Origin of the sequence: Pseudomonas sp. CM25 (assembly GCF_013179705.1) — a bacterium.
Taxonomy (GTDB): domain Bacteria; phylum Pseudomonadota; class Gammaproteobacteria; order Pseudomonadales; family Pseudomonadaceae; genus Aquipseudomonas.
In genome coordinates this window covers 1-5803 of sequence record NZ_JABMCW010000331.1, presented here as the reverse complement: position 1 = coordinate 5803, position 5803 = coordinate 1, and the positions used below count along the sequence as shown (strand labels likewise).

Sequence of the window (5803 nt, the reverse complement as noted above, 5' to 3'; positions counted from 1 at the left end):
CGCGCCGTCACCTGGCCGATCTGGCGCACTGCACTGCGGGGCATGCGTTGCCAGGTCAAGGTCTTGAGGAACTTGTGCACCGACAATCCTCCCGAGTAACGGGCTGCACCTTTGGTCGGCAGCACATGGTTGGGCCCGCTGCATTTGTCACCGAAGGCCACCGTGGTTTCTTCACCGAGGAACAGCGAGCCATAGCAGGTCAGGTTGTCCAGCCACCAGCCAAGGTCGTGCGCGTGCACTTCCAGGTGTTCGCTGGCATAACGGTCGGACACCTCTACCACCTCGTCACGGCTGTCGCACAGAATCACTTCGCCATAGTCGCGCCAGGCGCAGAACGCCGCATCGCGGGCTACCGGCGGCAGGGCTTCGATCAGCTCCGGTATCTTGGCCATCACCGCCTGGGCGAGGCTGCGCGAAGTGGTGAACAACCAGGCCGGCGACTCGTGACCATGCTCGGCCTGGCCCACCAGGTCACTGGCCACGATAGCCGCATCGGCGCTGTCATCGGCGATGACCGCCACCTCCGAAGGCCCGGCGAACACATCGATGCCCACCTTGCCGAACAGGGCGCGCTTGGCCTCGGCGACAAACTTGTTGCCGGGCCCCACCACGACATCGGCGGGCTTGCTGCTGAACAGGCCGTAAGCCATGGTGGCAATGGCCTGCACCCCACCCAGGGTCATGATCAGGTCGGCACCGGCCGACTTGAAGGCATACAACACATAGGGGTGGATGCTTTCTCCCAGAAACGGGCTGGAACATGCCAGCACCGTCCTTACCCCGGCGGCCTTGGCCGTGGCCACCCCCATGTAGGCCGAAGCGATATGCGCATAACGCCCTGCCGGTGCGTAGCAGCCCACCACATTCACCGGGATCACCCGCTGCCCGGCAATTACTCCGGATGGCAGGGTCACTTCAAGGTCTTTGATGGAGCGTCGCTGGGCGCAGGCAAATTCATACACTTGGCGCGCGGCGAAATCGATGTCGTCACGAACACGTTTGGGCACCTGCGCAGTTCGCCGGTCGATCTCGGCATCGCTGAGCACGATATCGCCCTGCCACTTGTCGAGCGTGCGGGCATAGTCGCGCACCGCGTCCTCGCCGCGCCGCTGGATGTCTTCGAGCATTTCGGTTACCACCCGCTGTGCTTCGGCTGTGTTGGCGTCGGCAGATTTGCTGGCCTGCTTGAGGTAAGTGATGGTCATGGTGTCTCCGGCAAATGTTCTTGCAAAGAAATGAAAGCGCTTTCATTCAACGTAGCCTCTGCTCCGCCAAGATCAAGAACATTGGGAAAAAAATGCCGAATGGTTGTATTGTCAGGTACCGCTCACTTACCAGACCGCCATGAATTCACGCCCCCGCCTGCATGATGTAGCCGCCCTGGCCGGTGTCTCCCCCGCCACGGTTTCCCGCGCGCTGTCCAACCCGCAGCTGGTGCGTGCCGACACCCGGGAAAAAATCCAGCACGCGATCGAGCGCCTTGGCTACCTGCCCGACGGCTCGGCCCGGGCACTGGCCTCGGGGCGTGCACGGATCATCGGCGCTATCATGCCCACGCTCGACAACGCCATTTTCGCCCGCGCAGTGCAAGGCCTGCAGACCACCCTGGCCAACGAGGGTTACCAGTTACTGCTGGCAACCCACGAATACAACCCCAACGCCGAGCTGGAGCTGGTGCGGGCCCTGCTTGGCCAGGCAATCGATGGCCTGGTGCTGGTGGGTGCGGACCATCCCCAGCCGGTGTGGGAGATGGTGCGTGCGCATGACGTACGCCTGCTGGTGACCTGGGCCAGCCACCCTACCCAGCCGTCGCTGGCCTTCGACAACTACCGTATCGGCCAGCTGGCTGCCGAGCACCTGTTACGCCTCGGCCATCGGCAGATGGGCGTGATCTCGGGTTTCTTTCGCCATAACGATCGGGCCCGCGCGCGCCTGGCCGGGTTCCGCGAAACCTTGGCCGTTGCCGGTTGCACCCTGCCGGACGGCAACATCGTCGAGCAGCCGTTCGGCTTCGAAGGCGGCCGTGCCGGGCTCAACCAGCTGCTGCAGCTGAACCAGCGTCCGACGGCGGTGTTCTGCGGCAATGATGTGCTCAGCGTGGGCTGCCTGTTCGAAGCCCAGGCTTTGGGGCTTGAGGTCCCGGCGGACCTGTCCATTGTCGGGTGCGACAACCTGCCCCTCACCGCACAGGTCACCCCGGGAGTGACGACCGTGTTACTGCCTACCTACGAGCTTGGCCAGCGTGCCGCCAGTACCTTGTTGCAGTGGATCCGCAGCGGTCAGGCTCCGCAAAGCGAGTGCCTGCCGGTCGAGCTGATCGTGCGCGGCACCACCGCCGCGCCGCGCTGAACACTGAGGCTCGCCAGCGCCACACATACTTGCCTGCCAGGATCATGGTCGGGTCCATGGCAATCCGCTTTTTTGCTCGCTGCTGAATCAGAACCCGACGATGAGGAACCCTGTGGAATACGCGGGATACAGCCGCCCACGGTCCGGCCCAGGCTTGAGCAAGGTTTTCGCCTGACAGGCTGTTGCGAAATTACTTACAGTGAAATACTGTATGCGCATACAGCAAAACAAGGAAATGCCTGTGTCCAGGACCGCCTCTGCCACCCCAAGCAGCTATGAACAGCTGGGTGTACGCATCCAGAAGATCATCAACAGCCCCACCGCCCAGCGCAGCCGTGCGGCGCTGATCTATCGCCTGGAACAGGAAACCCCGGAAGACTGGGAAACCCTGCTCGAGGAGATTGCCGAAAACGACAATGTCACCCTCGCCCACCGCGATGATGGCGGCGTGCAAATCTTCTGGACCGTGCCAAAGGAAGACTGACCACGCATGAGAGTTTCGTTTTTCGCGGCAGCCTGCCTGTTATTGATCACCCCATTTGTGCAAGCCGACGCGCCGCGCACCTTCCAGGAGGCGAAGAAGGTCGCCTGGAAGTTGTACGCGCCACAATCGACCGAATTCTATTGCGGCTGCAAGTACAAGGGCAACAAGGTCGACCTGGCGTCGTGCGGCTACACCCCGCGCAAGAATGCCCAGCGCGCAGCGCGCATCGAGTGGGAGCACATCGTGCCGGCCTGGCAGATCGGCCACCAGCGCCAGTGCTGGCAGAACGGTGGGCGCAAGCAGTGTTCGCAGCATGACGAGGCGTACAAGCGCGCCGAGGCCGACCTGCACAACCTGGTGCCCAGCATCGGCGAGGTCAACGGCGACCGCAGCAACTACAGTTTCGGCTGGTTGCCCGAACAGCGCGGGCAATATGGCAGCTGCCTGACCCAGGTCGACTTCAAGGCGAAGAAAGTCATGCCGCGCCCGTCTATCCGCGGCATGATCGCGCGCACCTATTTCTACATGAGCAAGCAATACAACCTGCGCCTGTCCAGACAGGACCGCCAGCTGTTCGAAGCCTGGAACAAGACCTACCCGCCGCAAGCCTGGGAGCAGCAACGCAACCAGCGAGTGGCCTGCCTGATGGGGCGTGGCAATGAGTTTGTCGGGCCGGTCAACCTCAATGCCTGCAGCTGAGCATCACGCCAATGCCTGCAGATAGGCACTGGCTTGGCGGTAACGGGTCAGCCGCGCCAGGTCGTCAAGGCCTGGGGAAGCGATGCGCGAAAGATCACTGTTGTCCGCCAGGTCGGCCAGTTTGACGCTGCGCGCCAACGGGTCATCGCCCAGGCGCACCACGAAGTCCTGGTAAGCTTCGCCCTCGCGGCGGCTAAGCGCCAGCAAGGCGGCAAGGATCTTCAGCGCAAAGCCCTCGCGGGCCAGGTCGGACAAGGTCAGCGGCGTGTCTTCGATCACGTCGTGAAGCACCGCGACAATCCGTTGTTCAGGTGTGGCAACCCGCATCATCACGCGTAGCGGGTGGAGGATATAAGCCGCCCCACCCTTGTCGTATTGCCCTTCATGCGCCCTGGCAGCCACGGCAATGGCCCGCTCCAGTGTAGACATGAGGCCCTCCCCGTTCAGCATCTCCCAACCCAAGCATAGCCAAACTTGTGTGAAAAATGTCGCAAGCACTGGCTGCGGTCAGGACCAGCGGCTGGCCAACATCCCTTCAGCCGTCGAACCGCCGCGAAAGGGCCGGGCCTGCAGGCCAATATCCCCCGGCCATTCACCGTCGCAGCCGCCGTCGCATTAGCGGGTGAACCTGCAGACTATCTACATTGATCGTGAAATCAGCGTGCCACGCCGTGCTGGATGACCACCGAGTCGGTGCCCAGTTTGGCCATTACCTCGTCCCTGCGCGCCTGCGCTTCTTCGCGGGTAGGGAATGGCCCCATCAGCACCACCGGCTTGCCGTTGCGGTACTCAACCGAGGACGGGATGCCCTTTTCGATCAGGCGTGCGGTCATGTCGCTGAGTGCGCCCATGTTGGCGCCCTGGACCACTTCTACATCCCAGCCTTGCGGGGCCGGCTGGTCAGCCAGCGCGTCGGCGCGCCGCTGCAGGTCGGCACCACCGCAGATCTCGCGAATGCGCAGGTTATTGCCGCTGTCGTCGACGATGATGTCGTACTGGCCATCGCGCTTGATCGCCACGTAGCTGCGATAGGCCTCGTACTGCCCGGCATCATCCTTGCCGCGGACCTGGCCGCAGATGGTGCCCTGGGTATCGATGCGTACGTTGCCGAACTTGGCCGTCTTGGGGTTGTGCAGGTGTTCGGCCACCTGCTTGTGTACGCCTTCGACCTCGTTTTCACAGCCCGCCAGGGCGAGCACTGCCATTACCACAGCCAGTTTGCGCACGCGTGTACCTCCAGATTCGAAGGGGCGGATTCTAGCATGCAGGCAGTGCCGAGAACCGCGACCAAAGGTTACACGCTGCTACGAGCGCACATGCAAAAAGGGCGATCATTTCTGATCGCCCTTTTCGGATTTGGTAGGCACAATTGGACTCGAACCAACGACCCCCACCATGTCAAGGTGGTGCTCTAACCAACTGAGCTATGTGCCTGTCGTGTGGTGCGCATATTAGTGATCGAATGCGTACCTGTAAAGCTTTTTTTTCAGAAAAATCAAAAACTTTCGACTGCCAGCGCATCACCCTTCAATCGCAGTCGCATTGCCCGATAAACGGGACAATGAAAAAAGGGATGACCCTTGCGGATCACCCCTTCTTCGATTTGGTAGGCACAATTGGACTCGAACCAACGACCCCCACCATGTCAAGGTGGTGCTCTAACCAACTGAGCTATGTGCCTGTCGTGTGGTGCGCATTCTACTGATTCCAAAAACCCTGTCAACACTTTTTTTCGAGCTAACCTACTGAATCTTAACCTCTTTATATAAAGGTGCTGCCCCGGGGCCGAGTAAAGGATTTTCAACGGACGACTAGCGGGTGTTTATTATTATTGATAGCATCGGTACATTCGTTAAAAATATAAAACACAGAGGTTCCTGCAGCATGGCTAACACCCCCTACCCCCAGTCCTACTACGCCGCCTCGGCCAACCCGGTGCCGCCACGTCCGGCGCTGCAGGGTGAGGTGGAAACCGATGTCTGTATCATCGGTGCCGGCTACACCGGCCTGTCCAGCGCGCTGTTCCTGCTGGAAAACGGCTTCAAGGTGAGCATTGTCGAAGCGGCCAAGGTGGGCTTTGGCGCATCCGGCCGCAACGGCGGCCAGATCGTCAACAGCTACAGCCGCGACATCGACGTCATCGAACGCACCGTCGGCCCCCAGCAGGCTCAACTGCTGGGCCACATGGCTTTCGAAGGCGGGCGCATCATTCGTGAGCGCGTGGCCAAGTACAACATTCAGTGCGACCTGAAAGACGGTGGCGTATTCGCC

Annotated in this window: 7 protein-coding genes and 2 tRNA genes; 4 read left to right on the top strand and 5 right to left on the bottom strand. The window is 61.3% G+C overall.

Annotation, left to right across the window (positions count from 1 at the left end):
* A partial coding sequence (gene hisD, locus HP546_RS24655; RefSeq protein WP_172230732.1) for a histidinol dehydrogenase occupies positions 1-1205 on the bottom strand: 1205 nt, incomplete at its 3' end.
* Between the two features lie 139 nt (positions 1206-1344).
* On the opposite strand from hisD, the gene HP546_RS24650 reads away from it, so the two are divergent.
* The 3 genes from HP546_RS24650 (at position 1345) to HP546_RS24640 (ending at position 3532) form a co-directional block, all read left to right on the top strand.
* Positions 1345-2349 carry a LacI family DNA-binding transcriptional regulator gene (locus tag HP546_RS24650; protein ID WP_172230729.1) on the top strand — a complete coding sequence of 335 codons (1005 nt, stop codon included), beginning with the start codon at positions 1345-1347 and terminating at the stop codon, positions 2347-2349.
* Between the two features lie 241 nt (positions 2350-2590).
* Positions 2591-2833 (top strand): DUF1654 domain-containing protein, encoded by a 243-nt coding sequence (locus HP546_RS24645; protein ID WP_172230726.1) that lies wholly within the window; start codon positions 2591-2593, stop codon positions 2831-2833.
* Positions 2834-2839: 6 nt separating this feature from the next.
* Positions 2840-3532, top strand: coding sequence for an endonuclease (locus tag HP546_RS24640; RefSeq protein ID WP_172230723.1), 693 nt, complete (start codon positions 2840-2842; stop codon positions 3530-3532).
* Positions 3533-3535: 3 nt separating this feature from the next.
* On the opposite strand, the gene HP546_RS24635 is transcribed toward HP546_RS24640, so the two are convergent.
* The 4 genes from HP546_RS24635 to HP546_RS24620 all read right to left on the bottom strand — a co-directional run bounded on the left by HP546_RS24635 (position 3536) and on the right by HP546_RS24620 (position 5213).
* A complete protein-coding gene (locus tag HP546_RS24635; RefSeq protein WP_172230720.1) occupies positions 3536-3961 on the bottom strand; it encodes a GTP pyrophosphokinase in 426 nt (141 codons plus the stop codon).
* Between the two features lie 227 nt (positions 3962-4188).
* Complete coding sequence (locus HP546_RS24630; RefSeq protein ID WP_172230717.1) at positions 4189-4758, bottom strand: SPOR domain-containing protein; 570 nt, start codon at positions 4756-4758, stop codon at positions 4189-4191.
* A gap of 131 nt (positions 4759-4889) precedes the next feature.
* Positions 4890-4966, bottom strand: a tRNA-Val gene (locus HP546_RS24625).
* 170 nt (positions 4967-5136) lie between these two features.
* A tRNA-Val gene (locus tag HP546_RS24620) sits at positions 5137-5213 on the bottom strand.
* Between the two features lie 203 nt (positions 5214-5416).
* On the opposite strand from HP546_RS24620, the gene HP546_RS24615 reads away from it, so the two are divergent.
* A partial coding sequence (locus HP546_RS24615; protein ID WP_172230714.1) for an FAD-binding oxidoreductase occupies positions 5417-5803 on the top strand: 387 nt, incomplete at its 3' end.

What these genes read in the sequence shown, in the direction of transcription:
- HP546_RS24650 (WP_172230729.1), top strand. Translation starts at nt 1,345, where the DNA reads ATGAATTCACGCCCCCGCCTGCATGATGTAGCCGCCCTGGCCGGTGTC.
- HP546_RS24640 (WP_172230723.1), top strand. Translation starts at nt 2,840, where the DNA reads ATGAGAGTTTCGTTTTTCGCGGCAGCCTGCCTGTTATTGATCACCCCA.
- HP546_RS24635 (WP_172230720.1), bottom strand. Translation starts at nt 3,961, where the DNA reads ATGTCTACACTGGAGCGGGCCATTGCCGTGGCTGCCAGGGCGCATGAA.